Annotated in this window: 15 protein-coding genes; 1 reads left to right on the plus strand and 14 read right to left on the minus strand. The window is 66.3% G+C overall.

Annotated elements, in window-relative coordinates; translation table 11 throughout:
• The first annotated feature begins 313 nt into the window (after positions 1–313).
• Positions 314–2,794: an AAA family ATPase gene (locus ACFWU3_RS15030; protein WP_384436405.1), complete on the plus strand. Its 2,481-nt coding sequence runs from the start codon at positions 314–316 to the stop codon at positions 2,792–2,794.
• Positions 2,795–2,953: 159 nt separating this feature from the next.
• On the opposite strand, the gene xerC is transcribed toward ACFWU3_RS15030, so the two are convergent.
• From xerC to ACFWU3_RS15100, 14 genes are all read right to left on the minus strand, one after another.
• Complete coding sequence (xerC, locus tag ACFWU3_RS15035) at positions 2,954–4,129, minus strand: tyrosine recombinase XerC (protein WP_384436408.1); 1,176 nt, start codon at positions 4,127–4,129, stop codon at positions 2,954–2,956.
• Between the two features lie 69 nt (positions 4,130–4,198).
• Positions 4,199–4,408, minus strand: coding sequence for a helix-turn-helix domain-containing protein (locus ACFWU3_RS15040; RefSeq protein WP_384436411.1), 210 nt, complete (start codon positions 4,406–4,408; stop codon positions 4,199–4,201).
• Positions 4,409–4,632: 224 nt separating this feature from the next.
• Positions 4,633–5,802 carry a DUF3631 domain-containing protein gene (locus ACFWU3_RS15045; RefSeq protein ID WP_384436414.1) on the minus strand — a complete coding sequence of 390 codons (1,170 nt, stop codon included), beginning with the start codon at positions 5,800–5,802 and terminating at the stop codon, positions 4,633–4,635.
• 346 nt (positions 5,803–6,148) lie between these two features.
• Positions 6,149–7,045 carry a bifunctional DNA primase/polymerase gene (locus ACFWU3_RS15050; protein ID WP_384436417.1) on the minus strand — a complete coding sequence of 299 codons (897 nt, stop codon included), beginning with the start codon at positions 7,043–7,045 and terminating at the stop codon, positions 6,149–6,151.
• Positions 7,042–7,752, minus strand: a complete 711-nt coding sequence (locus ACFWU3_RS15055) for a DNA methylase (protein WP_384436420.1) — start codon at positions 7,750–7,752, stop codon at positions 7,042–7,044. The genes ACFWU3_RS15050 and ACFWU3_RS15055 overlap by 4 nt, the downstream gene beginning before the upstream one ends.
• 89 nt (positions 7,753–7,841) lie before the next feature.
• On the minus strand, positions 7,842–7,973 hold the full coding sequence (locus ACFWU3_RS15060; protein ID WP_384436423.1) for a hypothetical protein: 132 nt from the start codon (positions 7,971–7,973) through the stop codon (positions 7,842–7,844).
• A 3-nt stretch (positions 7,974–7,976) separates the two neighbouring features.
• Positions 7,977–8,567 (minus strand): hypothetical protein, encoded by a 591-nt coding sequence (locus ACFWU3_RS15065; RefSeq protein WP_384436426.1) that lies wholly within the window; start codon positions 8,565–8,567, stop codon positions 7,977–7,979.
• A 9-nt stretch (positions 8,568–8,576) separates the two neighbouring features.
• Positions 8,577–8,765 carry a hypothetical protein gene (locus tag ACFWU3_RS15070; RefSeq protein WP_352207179.1) on the minus strand — a complete coding sequence of 63 codons (189 nt, stop codon included), beginning with the start codon at positions 8,763–8,765 and terminating at the stop codon, positions 8,577–8,579.
• 19 nt (positions 8,766–8,784) lie between these two features.
• Positions 8,785–9,039 carry a hypothetical protein gene (locus ACFWU3_RS15075; RefSeq protein WP_384436431.1) on the minus strand — a complete coding sequence of 85 codons (255 nt, stop codon included), beginning with the start codon at positions 9,037–9,039 and terminating at the stop codon, positions 8,785–8,787.
• 141 nt (positions 9,040–9,180) lie between these two features.
• A complete protein-coding gene (locus tag ACFWU3_RS15080; RefSeq protein ID WP_384436434.1) occupies positions 9,181–11,403 on the minus strand; it encodes a cell division protein FtsK in 2,223 nt (740 codons plus the stop codon).
• Positions 11,404–11,495: 92 nt separating this feature from the next.
• A complete protein-coding gene (locus ACFWU3_RS15085; protein ID WP_384436437.1) occupies positions 11,496–11,822 on the minus strand; it encodes a hypothetical protein in 327 nt (108 codons plus the stop codon).
• Entirely contained in the window at positions 11,819–12,739 is a 921-nt protein-coding gene (locus ACFWU3_RS15090) for a hypothetical protein (RefSeq protein ID WP_384436440.1), read from the minus strand. Before ACFWU3_RS15090 ends, ACFWU3_RS15085 begins: the two co-directional genes overlap by 4 nt.
• Complete coding sequence (locus ACFWU3_RS15095; protein WP_384436442.1) at positions 12,736–13,719, minus strand: DUF2637 domain-containing protein; 984 nt, start codon at positions 13,717–13,719, stop codon at positions 12,736–12,738. Before ACFWU3_RS15095 ends, ACFWU3_RS15090 begins: the two co-directional genes overlap by 4 nt.
• Entirely contained in the window at positions 13,716–14,009 is a 294-nt protein-coding gene (locus ACFWU3_RS15100) for a hypothetical protein (protein WP_384436445.1), read from the minus strand. Before ACFWU3_RS15100 ends, ACFWU3_RS15095 begins: the two co-directional genes overlap by 4 nt.
• Positions 14,010–14,178 lie beyond the last annotated feature (169 nt).

Genomic DNA, 14,178 nt, shown 5'->3' on the forward strand with positions numbered 1-14,178 from the left:
CCATTGCGGGCAGGACAAGCCTGTCCGAGCAGCGACAATCTACGGTCCTCTTCTCGTGCACGAACCCAACCAGACAGGACACCGGACAACCCCGCTCCACTGACTTCGCTAGACGTACCCCCAGTAGCGGGGTAGTGCCCAACTTCTCAACCCGTTCGGTGCACAACACCAACAAGATCAAAAAGGCAGATGTCATCGTCAATCGATTCGGGGGAATCCCATAGCCAGGCGGCTAGGAAGGAGTAGCATCCGGGCTAAGTTCGGCGCAACCTTGACCGCGGCACGCTGCGGCGCGTTCGAGTATGGAGGGTCCATGCGAATCACCCGGATCTACGTGAGGTTCTACAAGTCGTTCAATTACGACTACGAACGAAAGTTTGCACCGAACTCAAACCCTGATCCGTGGGAGATGCTCGGGGACGCATGGTACCCGTATGTTCGTCTGGAACTAGAGGCGTCGATCACCACGATCGTGGGGGCAAACGAGTCCGGCAAGAGCCACCTCCTTGATTCCGTCGAGAAACTCATCACGGGGCGCAATATCGATCGCAGTGACTTCTGCAGATACTCGCAGTTCTTCTCCGTAGAGATTGGCCAGCGCAGATTCCCTGACTTTGGGGGTGAGTTTGAGGCAGTTACCGAGGACGATGTCGACCTAGCGAAGGAGCAACTCGGCATCGATCTCGAAATTGGCTCCAAGTTTCATCTATTTCGCGCCAATGATTCAGCCCCAGCAATCTACATGTCGGGCGTTGAAGTACCTGGGACCAAGCCCACGAAACATACAGATCTCAGCCAGGCCCTCTCGGGCGTATTTAGGCTCGACGCCAAAGTTCCGCTACCCGCCAGCATCCCGCTGTATGAGCTAACGTCAGAAGCTAGGAGACCTTCGGGATCTCGACGTACGCGCGGAGACGTTCTAAACCATCTCTACGGGCGCTCGTGGTCAAGCCCTGATGAGTTTACTCAATCAGCTGCAGACTTTTTCGGACTGGCCTTCCAGAAAATCCAGAACAGCACCCCACACGATCAGACCGAGAAGCAATATGCGCTGGGTCGGGATCTTCTGTTCAAGGTCGCACGGATTGATCCGACAGTCTTCGAAGACCTTTCCGACGCGATAGCCGATGAGCGGGAAGGGTATGTCAACGGAATCATCCAGAAGATTAATCAGGCGCTTGCCGCCCAGCTCAACTTTCCGCGCTGGTGGGCTCAAGACCGAGAATTCAAGCTCATGGTGTCACCGCGCGAATACGACCTCGTATTCACCATTCGCGACCGGACCGGAACGGACTACTCATTTGCAGAACGCAGTAACGGGCTGAGGTACTTCCTCAGTTACCATGTGCAACTGCTTGCCCACCAGCGGCCCTCGACCGTCCAACAAGAAATCTTGCTGATGGATGAGCCAGATGCCTACCTCTCCAGCCAGGGCCAACAGGATCTTCTGCGAATACTGGAGGAGTTCGCAGTCCCGGAAGATGGCTCTCGTCGTGATCAAGTAGCCTACGTGACACACTCGCCGTTTCTCATCAACCGCAATGCCGGCGAACGAATTAGAGTCTTGGACAAGGGACTAACGGACGAAGGCACGCGCGTGGTAAAGGACGTGGCTCGGAATCACTATGAGCCATTGCGCTCATCTCTCGGCGCATTCGTCGCCGAGACGTCCTTTATCAGCGGATCAAATCTGTTCGTTGAGGGTCTGGCTGACCAAGTTCTCATCGCCGGAGCGAGTTCTCATCTGCAAGCCAAGGGCGTGGCAAAGATTGACACGCTTGACCTAAACAATGTCACCATCGTTCCCGCTGGTTCTGCTTCGAGCATTCCATACCTGATATACCTTGCTCGTGGTCGCGACGTTGTTCGCCCCCCATGCGTGGCCCTCCTTGACGGCGACCAGGCAGGTCGCGACGCAGCGAAAGCCCTCGCTAGAGGAGGGGCACGGCAAAAGCAAGTCCTACCCGCGAACTTTATCGTTGAGATCGGCACTTGGGCGAAGGACCGTCATCTTTCCCTGAGCGACGGCGTGTCCGCGACAGAGATTGAGGACTTGCTAAGCCTGCCGCTTGCTGTCAAGGCTGCACAGAACTACGCAGTGAGGGTACTCCAAATCTCGCGCAAGGACGCTGCTTCCTTTACAGCGGAAGATGTGAGCGAAAAGCTCCCGGAACACGAGGGCTCCCTCTTCGATGCCCTGAAGAATGCGTTTACGCAACGCTTGGGTTCTGAATTTCATATCGAAAAGGTCGGATTCGCCAAGGAAGTCATCGCAGTTCTGGCGGATTCCCGATCCAACTCAGACAGCGCCCGCGTATGCACGGATTTCGAGGGCAACATTGCAGCCTTGCTGTCAGAAATCGCAAAATTGCTTCGCCAAGCCGCCCGAGATGAGCAGGACAGGCGCCTCAATAACCGGCTGGACCGGACTATTGCAGGCTTCCTTGCTGACCATTCCTCCCCGACAACTCGCGAGCGGGGAAGGCTACTCATTGAGGAAATCCAGGCCTCCGTGCATGATTCGGAGGAGGGGGACCGCATCAGGTTGCAAACAGAAAGAATTAGGCGCGACTTTGACCTCGACGAGAATCTCGGTGATCCCATCGAACGGTTCGATGATTTTCGCGAGAAGGTTGCGGCTCTCAGATACGAGGAACGTTTCGCTAAGCAGAATGCGCAGGTGGTTGAAGTGAATCCACCGATTGAGTCACGAAGTACGGCCGATCCCTTGTCCGGAAAGGGAAGTCAGGAAAGCCAAGGCGAAGATATCTCAACACCTCAAGCGAACGCCTAGACGTCCTGAGTCAGCAACGTAACATCGAACCCTTAGAACGGGGTGCCTGTCGATTCAGTCCACACCGAAGCCGCAGTCTGCCGTCGTGCCAGGCAATCGTTGAGGAGTTTCGTGCGGTGAGCCGCCGACGTGCAGTGGCCGGCGGCTCCCACTTTGCGGTTAGTTCTCGGTTGTATCGCTTTCCCCGAAGATCGCATCCATGGCCTCGGCGCCCTCCGTGATAACCGGGCGGATCTGTTTGCGGTAGACAGCCTCAGTCGTCTGGGTGCCGCTGTGCCCGACCACCCGGGCAATCACCTCCAGGGGGATGCCGTGGTCTGAGAGGAGTGAGACGAAGCTGTGCCGTAGCTCCCTAGGCGTCCACTCCTCCGGATGCGAAAACCCTGCTGCTTCCAGCAACGCTCTGAAGCTACGTCGCACAGTGAACGCGCTTCGCTCCTTGCCACTGTCCGTTCCGAACACGTAGCCGTCCTCATACCAGGTGAGTCCGAGCGTCTCTCGTCGCCGTTGCTGGGTTTCTCGGTGGGCTAGGAGCACAGCGACAAGCTGCCGTGGCACGGCCAGCGTTCGCCTACTCGCTCTCGTCTTGGTCTCGCCACGACGACGGACCGAGCGCCATACCTCAACGTGTGGAGCTGTACCGGCCGGCGGAGCAAGGTGAACCCGATCCCACGTGAGCGGGCGCACCTCTTCAGTCCGGATTCCGACCAACAGAGACACGACTACGTAGGCGTGTACCCAGGTGCCCTTCTGCGCGGAGAGCACAGCTTTTGCCTGCTCTAGCGTCAGTGACTTGCTTGGGCGGCCTGGGCGGCCCTCTGGCGCTTCCACCAGTTCCGCTACGTTCCGCAGCACCTTGTCCCTGCGCTGCGCGTGGGTGATGGACCGACGCAGGATGGACAGCACCATTTGCAGGGAGCTGGTTGCGAGAACTGTCGCCTTGTCTTCCAGCCAGTAGTCCAAGGCGTCTGCGGAGAGGTCCCTGAGCTTGGCCTTCCCCAGGTCGGGGATGACGTGGTTCTCGGCGAGGCTACGGTAGGTCGCAACGCTGCTGTCGTCCTTGCCCTTGAGTCCCTGAGCAAGCCAGTCGAGGACGGCGTTCTCGACGGTGTACGTAGCAGATGCCTTCAGTCCGGCCTCCAACTCCCTCTTCCTGTCGCGCAGCTTGCTGCGAACCTCTGTCTTCGTCTTCCCGGTTACCTTGGCCCGCTTGCGCTGACCGGTCGGTGTGTAGCCGACCGATACGGCACCGACGTAGCGGCCCTTCGTCTTGTCCCAGTAGATCGAGTCTTCGCCGTGGCCCGCTTTGCGGGGGTGCTTAGGGGGCTCCGTCATCCGTTCTTGTCTCTCCAAAAGGGCGGGGCCGCACCTTGTGGCGCGGCCCCGCTGTGACAGGCGGTGGGATCAGGCGGTGGCCTCTGCCTCGTGCTTGAGGAGTTCGACGTACCGCGCGATGTACTCAGGCGGCACGAGCCGCCGACGCCCGATGCGAACGGTCTGAAGACGTCCGAGACGGATCTCCTCGTAGACCATCGAGCGGCCAATCCTGAGAGCCTTGGCCGCCTCTTCGGGCCTGTAGAGGAGTTGTTCGGCAAGTGCAGTGGCGGTGCTCATGCGGCGGTGCCTCCTCGGCAGGGAGCAAGGGGCGGTGGCCCCCTTCCTGTCAGGTCCGCTACTTCCGCTACCTCCGCTACCTGCCTGGTCAGCGGCATGATCGAGGTAGCGGATAGGTGCTGCAGTAGCGGATAAATGCGCTACCGGCCCCGGTTGGTGTCCCTGGGCCGGTAGCGGATGGAGCGGTCGGGTAGCGGATAGATTCCGGCTATCCGCTACCTTCTTCAGGCCTCTGACCTGCGCGGTAGCGGAGGTAGCGGAAGTAGCGGACTCTCAGGGGTAGGGGGGCAGTACCGCGCCCACGCGTCGTTCAGATCGGACGCGTAGTAGCCCTTCATCACGCTGCCGCCGGTCTTGATGTTCCGGGCCGCGATGGGCTTGTTGTCCGCGGTCATGTACTCGCGCAGCATCCGCGACAGTCCGCGGGCATCGAGCGGCCGGCCGCTCATGTCGGCCCACGGCGCCTCGTCGAGGCTGTGGAGGCGGTCGAGGACTGCGACGGTGGGCAGGCGGTCGATGCCGTTGAAGACGTAGTCCCGCAGATCGGTGAGCAGCCGAATACCGATGCTGCCCTTGTCCCCGTCCTTCGCCGCGTTGACCAGCTCGACACACGCCGCACGCGCCCTGGACGGCCAGGCACCTCCTGCCGCGTCGGCGATGGCGATGAGCGGTTCCCACACGTCGGCCGGCCGGTCGGTGACTTCCGGCGGGAGCTCCGGGAAGACTCCGTCCACCAGATGGCTCACGGTCTGGGCCCAGTTGGCGAGGCGGTCACGCAGTGCGTTGCCTTCCTTCTCGTGGATGCGCTGCCGGTAGGGCTCCACGTGTTCGTTCCTCGCGCGGCGGCGCATGCGGATGATGACCGAGCGGGTCAGGATCGTGTCGGGGAGGGAGCCGAGGCCAGCCATGGCCACGGCGCAGTAGGAGGGGAACTCCTGCACCTGCTGATTCGCGCCGTCGCCGACGCACCGCCACATCCCCACCCCGCGCCGGTGCCCGGCGTTCAGGAATCCGCGAAGCGGTTCGTTGTCGCCAGCCTTGGGGCCGAAGACGGTGTCGATCTCGTCGAACAGCACCGTGGGCCGGGTCTCCAGCGTGGACACGGCCCGGAAGAGCACCGATGCGGATGCGTTCGCCGCCACCAGGGGCTTGGGCACGAGGGTTTCGACGATTTCCAGTGCGCGGGACTTTCCCGAGCCCGGTTCCGGGGAGAGGAAGGCGATGCGCGGGGTGGCGTCGAAGCAGTCGAGCAGGTGCGCGTGCGCGTCCCACAGCGTCACCGCGACGTAGGCGGCGTCGAGGGGGAAGACGTTGAACCGGCGGTGAAATCCCTCCACCTCGTCGAGCAGCGCGGCCCCGTTGATACCCGGGGCGGTGTTGTCGGGCGTGGTCATGCGGCGGCCCTCCCTTCCTGAGACGTGCGGAGCGGGCACACGAGTCGGTGCTCCATGTGGTCGGAGGTGAGTTGCTGGACTTTCGGGCGCCCGACGGCGCTGCGGTCCCGACCGCACGCGCACCGGGAAGTGCCAGTGGGCACCGCGCCGCGGGGTGCGCTGATGTGCAGCCACGCGACGACGAACCGTCCGTCGCCCGGGTGCGGGTCAGGGCGAACGGCAGAGGGGACGCCTTCGGCGACGCCTGCCGGCTCGCCCACGGCCGCCGGGACCACATCGAGCGCGGCGACATCCGGCCCGGACTCGGTGCGGGGATGGCTCTTCAGGGGGGAGCGGGGAGGGGTGCTCATGCCGTCCTCCGCTGCGAGTTGTGTGCGATGGACCAGTTCAGGCCGCTGCGCACGGTCGAGCGGCACTGGCGCTCCGAGAGGCCGGCGCACTCCCCCGCCGACTGAAGAGCCTCCTCCACCACATCGCGCGGAAGGTCGCCCCACGCGACGAACCGCCCCAGGGCTCGCGCCCCTGCCAGCAATGTGGCGTCACGCTCGCCGTGCGGTGCGTCCCGCACGGTCGCCGTTTCCGCCCGCAGGGCCGCTGTGGCGTAGCGAGAGGCCCGAGATGATGCGGGCACAGCCATCAGACCCCGCCGTGCCTGACGGGGCGTCAGGGAGGCGTACAGCCAGTCCGGCAGAGGTGTGGGTGCCGTGTCGTGGACGACGGCGTACGGGCCTGCGGGCGTGGTGGAGCCGGGGGCGACGACGTAGCCGCCCCAGGCCCGGGTGTCGATGAGCCTGCCGAGCCGTCCCGCCGTGTTGCCGAGCCGCGTCCCGGCCGGCGCGGTGAAGTACAGATGCACTCCCCCGCTCGCAGTCCGCACCGTGCGGGTCACGGGAATGGGCTGCCCGGCGCGCTCGCAGAGCGCTCGGAAGGTCGTCACGCCGCAAGGCGTGTCCGCACTGCTCTTGTTCTTGCGCTTGGGCATGTCGAGGTCGACGACCAGCAGCCCGGACGGACCGGTGGCAATGCCGATGTTGAACGGCAGATCACCCCAGGCCCGGCGGATGCGGTCCGGGTCGATGGTGGCCCGTTCCTCCCACTTACGGTGACCGCCCGCGCAGTCCCCGATGCCGGGGCAGACCGCTTCACCGTGCAGCGCCGGCCGCTTGTCACCGGGCCGGAGCGGGAAGACGTGCCAGCCGCGCTCTGCCGCGTCCAGGGCGGCGTAGAGGAGGTGCCGATTCATGCCGCCACCTCCAGCGCCGCGACGGTGGTGAGGTAGCGGGTGGCGAGCCACTGCCCGTAAGCGGGCGGAATGGCCTCGGCGATCTCTTTGCGGACATCGGTCCAGCCAATGCCCATGGCCCTTTGCCACTGCGGCACACTGCCCTTGCCGCCGCCTTCGCCGTAGACAGCGAAGTACGGGCCCTCGTACCAGACCCCGTGCCGCATCCCGGCAACCCTGCCCCGATGCTCGAGGTGTGCGGGCCGCGGAGTGCTCCAGCCGCCCAACTCGAAGTTGCGGTGCCGGATGACCCCGAGCCCGAACATCTCGCCGCACAGGGTCACGTCGATGCGCATCCGTCGCGAGGCACGGCCAGGCGGCTGCTCGATCACGTACGGACGGCCCGTGGATTCGAGGGCGGCCCGGGTGGGGGCGAGCAGGTTCGGATAGCTGCCGCGCTTGGCGGCGTTCGTACCCGCAGTGAGGGTGCAGTCGTACTGGCACGGCGGTCCGGCGTGGATCAGGTCGTATTCATGGCCGTAGCGACGGATGAACTCGATCGCGTCGCCCCAATAGAACTCGTCACCGATGTAGCGGGGCTGAGGACGGCAGTCGACGCCGGTCACGTGGCATCCGGCCGCCTGGTAGCCGGCCGTGTCGCCGCCGACACCGCAGAACGCGGCAAGCACCCGTAAGCGGGATCGCCGAAGAGGGATGGGGTGCGTCATGCTGGAGACCTCCAACGGGTCTGTAGTGGGCTGGTTGGCCGGGGTGACCGCGCTTCTTTGGCGAGATGGGGCGGTCACCCCGGGTGTAGCTACTGGCAGGTGCAGTCCGGGACGGCGGAGCTGCCGTTCGCGCCGCATCCGCAGCAGTGCGCGTACGGGTAGGGCTCGGAGTCGTCCGTGGGCGCGCACAGCTCGCAGTCGATGAGGTCGTCTTCTTCCATGGGTCAGTGCTCCTTCGTGATCTCGGTGGCGGGGAGTTCGGGCAGTCCGGCCCGCGTGAGCTGTGCAGGGTCGAAGCCGGGCAGTGCAGCGCGGGCGGTGAGGGCCTGGGCGAGGGCTTCGGCGTAGGCGGCGCCGGAGCGGGCTACTTCGATCTGTGCTCCGGCGCGGAGTGCTTCGACGCGTTCGACGTGGCCGTGTTCCTCCCGCTGCGTGGCGGTCTGCCGCTGATGGGCGAGGGTGGCGAGGCGTTCGGCGCGCCACAGGCGGGCGGCGAAGCAGTAGGCGATGACGGTGGCGAGCGCCCACAGCAGGAGGGGCAGGGAGAGGCCGTCGGCGTATCCGGCGACTCCGGTCAGGGCGAGCCCGCCGGAGATGGCGAACGCGGCGGCAGCGAGCGGTCCGTCTCCAGCGCGGGCCAGATAGGCGCCGGCCGCGCCGGATCCGGCAGCCAGCACGGTCATGAGGGCGGCGTTGCCGATGCTGTGTTCGGCCCCGTTCGCGTTCCAGATCCGGGCCAGGATCAGCACCGTGGATGTGGTGATGGCGGGCAGGGCGAGGGCGAGCGTGCTGCGGGCGAGGATCGGTTCGTTCACGGCTGCCTCCTAGAGATTCCCGATGGCGTCGATGACAGCCGCGGACAGCTCGTTCACGGGGCCGGACGCGCCCGTGGAGGCCAGGTAGAACCCGAACATCGCAGCGATGAATGCCGAGCCGTAGCCGAGGGTCTTGGAGCGCAGCAGGAAGAACAGGACCAGCCCGAACAGGGCGACGAGCGACACGGTCACGGCCATGGCCGGACCTCCTTTCGGGTCAGGGGCGGGTGCCGGCGCGGTAGGTCGTGGCCCACAGGTTGTAGAGGTGCCGGCCGACGCGTATGCGCTTGCCGGTGGCCTTGCAGCGGCGGCAGTCGTGGCCGCGCTTGAGGCGGCCCTTGCGGTCGGTCTTCATCTCGAAGCCCCAGCCTCGGCACTTGCGGCAGGGCCCGAACGGCGACGCGGCACACAAGCCGCTGTAACCGAGAGTGATGACGAGTAGGCAGGCGATAGCGAACAGGGCAGGGGTCATGACGGGCCCTCCCAGGCGGGTTTCAGGGGTTTTCGCAGGTGGGCCGCTATGCGCTAGCAGCCTGATCAGACAGCGTTTCGGGTGCTATCGGGGCTGCTATCGATAGCAGGTGCCGGCGCTATCGATAGCGGCCCCGGATGGTCAGCCCGCGTCCCGCTTGCTGTCACGCTCCGCAACCATGGTGGTGATGTCGGCGCGCTTGATGCCGCGCTTGTTGACGAACTTCCCGTCGATGCGGCGGCCCACCTGCCCGGCGGCGATGCCGTACGGCTTGAGCATCGCGGTCAGGTGCGCGGTCTGCTCCTCGCCGCTCATGTCGGCCCACTCCCCGTACAGTTCGGGCCGCAGCTCCGCCAGGCGCTCCACCACGGTCTCGTTCCAGACCTTCGCTTCCTTCTCGGGGATCACCGCGAGGATGTCCGCGAGCAGGGTGGTCGAGGTTGCGGCGGCGGGTTCGAAGGCTTCCCCGAGCGCATGCCCGGACAGCGTCCCGGCCGCCTCGCGCAGCGCGCGGGCCCGCAGGCCGATGGCTTCGGCGGCGGGGGCGTCGATGTTGGACGCGGCGACGATCCGCGCGTCGGCGCCTTCCCCCATGAAGTAGTGAATGCCCTTGTCCGCCCAACTGAACATCGTGGCCCGCACCCCTCGCCGGTAGGAGGAGGTGCCAAGCACCATGTCGTTCTCCAACTGGCCCATGACCTTCAGGCAGAACCGGGCCGACGCGTTCGCGCTGATGCCGGTGGGCAGGGACTTGGCGTCCGGACGCTGGGTGGCGAGCAGGAGCACGATGCCGGTGGCCGGCCCGCGCTTGACCAGGTCGGTGCAGATCTGTTCCAGCTCCTTGCCGTACTCGGGGTGCTCGAACCACTTCTGGCACTCGTCGACCCCGACCACGATCGGGCGCAGCCCCAGCGACTTCTTGTCCGCCAGCGCACTTGTCACCTTGGACTCCGGGCAGATGTCCCGCGGCAGAAAGCGGATCATCTTCGCCCGCCGACGCAGCTCCTCTTGCAGCTCCCGCATGTCCGCGAGCGCGTACTCGATGTCCTCGTCGTCCTCACCGGCACGGTGCCGGTGGGACACCGCCTCGCCGACGGGGTCGAGGTCGCCGGTGCCCTTGAGGTCGTAGGTGTGCAGCTCAGCCCGCACATCCAACGCCGCGCTGAGCAGCAGCAGACGCAGGAGGAAGGTCTTGCCCATGCGGGGAATCGCGCCGATCACGGCCGCGATGTACATGAGCGTGATCTCCACCCACCGGCCGCGCTGGTCGGTGCCGAACGCGACCGGCTTGAACAGGTCCACCGTCCCGGACTTGGCCAGCGGCCAAGCAGGCTTTACCGCGGTGGACATGTCCTGATCGCCGACCCACAGCACCAGCCGCCCGGTGTGCTCATGGCTCACCGCCTCCGGCCACACGCACCCCAGCGGCCGGCGCAAGCCCGAAGCGAGGCGTTCACGCCGCTCGATGATGTCCGTGACCGTGACGCCGTAGGGCAGGTTGCCTTCCGCGCGCCAGCCGGGGCCGTCGCGCGTGATCGGGGCGGTGAACTCGAACCCGTCCTTCCCCTTGCCCTGCGCCTGGTTGATCGCCGGAATCCCCAGCGCGCCCAGCGCCCGCAGCACGATGTCACTGGTGAGCTTGACCGCCTTCGGCATCTCCACCGCGCGGTGAATGACCGGGGCATCGGCCTGCCGACCGTTGAACCCCATCGCCATCACCAGCGCGGACACCGACACCAGTTGCAGCCACCCCGGGGCCAGCACGTAGATGGCCAGCGCAGCACCCATCCCGACGAACATCGCCAGCACGCTGATCAGCGTCCGGAGCCTTACCCGTCCGTCGCGCTGCCGGGACAGCTTCAGGTACTCGGCCGCGTCCTCGCGACGTACGGCGGCGAGACGGACCGGCTCGCCCTCACGGTCGGCCACCCACCGCAGCGTGCCGCCGATGAACTTGGCGGCACCTGCCGGGGACTGGAGCGTGAGGCGGGCGGCGTAGACCGGCGAACGAAGCGCGTGATACCCGGCCGCATGCGCATAGTGCCGGGCCACCCACTCCGCAGCAGTCTTCAGCTCCGCCGTGGATCGCAGCCACATCGGCACGACCGCGCGGCGCCTGGCACCCATCAACCGACCGAGATACCCGGGACCGGCTGCGGTCGCCTTCGGCTGGTCGACCATCACGGTCGCGCTCGGGTCGCCCGACGGCTCGTTCTCGAAGTCGGACGACCTGAGGTCGGTCGAGTCGGCCGACTCGGCACGGGCCGATCGAGCCTTGCCCAAGTCGACTACCTCTGCGCCCGAGTCGGGTGCCATGTCGGCTTCGAGTCGGGTGAAGAGTTCGTTCTCATCGTCGTGATTCACTGAACGTTCCTCCCTGGGAACGGGGTTGGAAGAGGGCCCGGACGGCGCTTTGGACGGCATGCGTCCGGGCCCACTTGGCGATGTGTCGCAGGTCAGAAGAGGCCGTCTTGGCCTTCTGGCTGCGCGGCCTGGGTGCGGTGGGCTGCGCGGTGTGCGGCGGTGTGGCAGTCCGGGCACCAGGCCCACAGGTCGCTCATGGGCAGGCGGCAAGCTGCGACCGGCGGGGTGAGCGGGTTAGTGGGGGCGGCGAGCAGACGGACCGGGCCGCGGTGCTTGCTGGCGGGCTGGTCGTGCTCTCGCGGGCACCGGCCCTGCGATTTGGCGTGCTTGCCGCCGCACTGGCCGACGCACTGGCAACGAAACCCGGCAGCCTCCATGACCGGCCGCCACAAGTCGGCGTAGACGAGCGGTTCACTCATGCCGCCACCACCGCCCCGACTGCCGCGTCGGGGTCCTCGGCGCGGCAGGTCCAAGGCGAGCACCCAGAAGGTTCGTCGTCGGCCTCGTCTGCGAGCAGCTCCAGCAGCGAGCCTTGCCGCTGCTTCCACTCGTGCGCGGTCACATGGTCGATGGGTGCTTGATCGAGCGGGAGGCAGGAGCGGTGCAGATATGCCTCTCCCAGCAGAGGCACGCTGCCGGCGATGCCGCGGACGTTGCCGTGGCGGATGGTGTGGTCGAAAGCGACGGCGTCAGCCCATTCCTCGGGCTGGTGGTCGCGCATGTCGCGCCACTGGGCGTTGGAGTGGAACGGGCAGCCGATACACGCCGACTTGGGTGTGCACTGCCACCCCTGGCGGGCCAGGAATCGCAGGCAGTCGGTGCGTGCCCAGTCCATCTCCAGCAGCGGATGCCGGTTGACGGCGTAGCGGATGCCGGAGTCCTTGGCCCGAGTGAACTCATCCCGGCTGATGCCGACCCACTGCTCAACGAACAGCCCCTTCGGCACCCGACGCCCCTCAGGGACACCGAGCAAGCATCGGACCTCGCGTTTGATCTTCTTGAGCTTGTACTCGTCCGTGCACTGGCGGCGGATCATGCCCACCGTGCCGTCCGGGTTGCGGACGAACAACGGCATCGACGCAAACCGGTGGACCGGATCGAGCGCATCCGCACGGATGTTGCCCCCACCGGTACGGATGATCGGGATACCAGCCGGCACAGCGACCTCGTGTTCCAACCGGTCCAGATGCCGGTAGACCGCTTTAGGCTCCCAGCCGGTATCAGCGAACACCGCCGCGTCCAACCGCGGCAACCGACCCCCCGCCGCCAACAACAACAGCGACGTCGACTGCACCCCAGCACCCAGCGACAACACCCGCAGCGCGGCCCCAGTCACGCCGCCACCTCCGCAGGCTCTTGGTCGATGGGCTGCTGGAGGCGGCACTCGGCACGCTCGCTCAGCAGCGCGTCCCGAACTGTCCGGGCCGGGCCGGAACCGCAGTGCAGCGCGGTCCGGATGGCTTCCGCGTTGATCGCGTCATCCGCCCAACCGGCCGTGGTCTCGCGAGCCTCCGCCAGTAGATCCGCTGGCGTACGGGAAGGCTTCCCCTTGCCCGTGGGCTTGGCTCGGCGTCCAGGCCGAGCCTTCGCCTGCGGCGCTGCCGCAGGCAGCTGCTCGCTCGTGGGCTCGGGCGCCGAATCGGCCGGCCCACCTACCGAGGCGAGGTCGCCCAGGCGCAGGAGTACGCGAGTGCGGTGCGGGGTGTGCTTGCGCCAGCGGCGACCGTAGATCTCGCGCAGCTCCGCGCGGGCCAACTGCCGCTCCCTCTCCCGCTCCAGCGCCACCGTGTAGGAGGTGACCTCCCACAGCGTCATGCGGCGCCACAGGGCGAAGGTGGAGGGGAACGCGAGCAGCCACCGTCCGAACCGGATCTTGTCCATCCGGCGGCCAGTCGCCGCCCCGATACGGACGGCGTAGATGTGGGCGCCGATCTCTGAGAACACCACCCACAGCAGCGGCATCGTCCCGTGAGCCACCTTCGCCCACAGGCCGTGCCCGGCCGCGACGTTCAGCCCGCACGTGATCAGCGTCAGTGCCCACGGCACGAACCGCACCCACGCGAGCGCCATGTCCATGCGGATCAGCAGCAGGTTGGCCACCGTGAAGACCGGGATAGCCACATCGATGCCGACCGGCAGCATCCACGGCGAGGCGAACCCCCACTCCGCGGCGGCGGCCGACACGGCATCGAACGAGGCCACCAGGCCCAGCGCGCCGACGCCGGCCGCCGCAAGCGCACCGGTCCCGGCGAGACCCAGTTCCGGGCGGGTCAGCGGAGGCACCGCCGGCCGCTCCGTGCTCTGCATGTCGCTCATGCCGCCACTCCCCCGCGGCGCGACTTGTGACGGGCGACCAGACGCGTCAACGGGGTGACCTTGAACAGGTCCGGAGCGAACGTCTCGATCGCCTCCGCGGCGACCCGGCTCACCGTGTCCGGGAGCTCCGGATAGGCGGCGAGGATGTCCCGCGCCGCGTCCTCGCGGGCGGCTCGCTCCGTCTCGCTCTCGCCCTCGACACCAAGCCAGAGATCCAATGGGGTGCCGAGTGCGAGTTCAACGAATTCTGTGGCCGTAACAGCCACATGACCAGCAACGATGTTCTTCATGGGTCGTGCTCCTCTCGAGGTGGAACGGCCCGAACAGCGGCCCCGGTGTTCGAGCACCGGGGCCGCACCGTTTGGAGACCAGGAATGTCCGGCTCCCCTCAGCCCCGCCCGTGCGAGACGGACAGGGGAGGCAACCGGCCGCGGCAGAACCGCGAGGTTGGGTAGCGCT

This window comes from Streptomyces sp. NPDC058685 (assembly GCF_042714725.1).
GTDB lineage: Bacteria > Actinomycetota > Actinomycetes > Streptomycetales > Streptomycetaceae > Streptomyces.